The following is a 1,703-nucleotide window of genomic DNA, read 5'->3' on the forward strand; positions in this document are numbered from 1 at the left end:
TTGAAAGGGTTTGCCCCAAATACAGCAGCTCCCCTGTAAATTCGGTGGTAACCGTTTTGTTACGCATGGTCGCTTGATGAATTTCTAGGAAACTTCAGTTTCTAGATTCTATTTACCTATTCCAGTAATGGCTATGCTTATTTCTATAGCTTTTTAATTGAATTTTAGTATTTGCCAATTTAATACTGATTGCTCCCGTCTCGCCAGTTATAAGGTAATGCGCAGAAATGACTTTATAACGATCGATGACTTCAGCATGTGGAAAACCAAAACGATTGGGAGCATCAGCTGGAATTAAAATAAGCTGAGGGTTAACCTGGGCTAGAAAAGACATACTAGATGAAGTTTTGCTACCGTGATGCGGAGCAATTAATATATCAGATAGCAAATTCTCACTGGCATTCTGGACTAAATAATTTTCTGCGGCTCGTTCAATATCACCAGTCAACAGAATACTACTTTCTGACGTGCTTATACGCAAAACACAGGAATTATTATTTTCATTTTGAAACATTGGTTTAGGTGGAGATAAAAACTGAAAGCGAACCTGATCCCATTCCCAGCTATACCCAGCATAACATTGAGTAGCATTATAAGCAGCTAATTGAAGAGGGGCACTGCTTAACACCTGTGCTGTTGGAATTGAATTTAATACCGCCTTAGCTCCACCGATATGATCATTATCAGCATGACTAATAATTAATTTATCCAGAGCTGTAATATGTCGATAATGTAAAAAAGGCAAAATGACATTCTTGCCCATATCAAATTTTTCAGAAAATCTGGCTCCGGTATCAAATACCAAAGAGTGTTTAGCTGTTTCAACTACCACCTCCAAGCCTTGCCCTACATCTAGAAGCGTGAAGTATATTTCATCTAATTTTGGTTTATCTGACTTGACTAAAAATACCGGTAATAACAAGATTATTCCCAATAAACGTCCGGGTATCCCTCTAGGTGCCAATAACAACAATATCCCTAGCATTGCTATTAGCATTTGCCAAAGCTGTGGTTTAGGGCGGACAATACTTGCCATGGGTAAATCGACTAAATACTGTAATACCAGCCATAAGTTTTGTAGGACATAATCAATAAGCTGTAATAACAAGACTGCTATTTCTGGAACTACCAATAATAAACCAAGCGCTATTAAAGACAAAGGTACTACAAAGAAACTGACCACTGGCACAGCAATTATATTTGCAATAGGCGCAATAATTGACACATGCTGAAAAAAGAACAGTAATACCGGCGACAAGCTCAGTGCCACAACTCCGTGTACCTTGAGGCTACTGAATAAACGGCGCTCCCGGCCTAAACGAGCTGATAAAACGTATACAATACAAAAAACTGCAAGAAATGATAAATAAAAACCTGCCGACAGTACAGCCATAGGATCGACTATTAGCACGGCTAATAATGCCAGAGCAAAAATATTTGCGGGGAGTCCCTACTTTTGCGAAAGCTCATTTTGGGCGTCCAAGCCCAAGTTCGCGGCAAAAGCTTAACGGGACTGATTAAAATCTGCGATGCCCTGATTCGCCCTGCGTCCACTTATAAAAACCCTAGAGGGGTTTTTATTTAGTTACCTCAAATGGCTTGACGCGATGTCGGAATGCCTTGTATTTTATCTACGCAAAAAGACGCTTCGAGAAAACACCCGGCCCTATCGCTATCACGGACTAAAAATCTTCACTTCGCTT

At 39.8% G+C, this 1,703-nt stretch carries 1 protein-coding gene; it reads right to left on the bottom strand.

Annotation, left to right across the window (positions count from 1 at the left end; all coding sequences use genetic code 11):
• Positions 1–112: 112 nt before the first annotated feature.
• Positions 113–1,435, bottom strand: a complete 1,323-nt coding sequence (locus tag CDZ78_RS00460; protein ID WP_280175529.1) for a DNA internalization-related competence protein ComEC/Rec2 — start codon at positions 1,433–1,435, stop codon at positions 113–115.
• Positions 1,436–1,703 lie beyond the last annotated feature (268 nt).

It is taken from the genome of Bathymodiolus platifrons methanotrophic gill symbiont, from assembly GCF_002189065.1.
Classification (GTDB): domain Bacteria; phylum Pseudomonadota; class Gammaproteobacteria; order Methylococcales; family Methylomonadaceae; genus Methyloprofundus.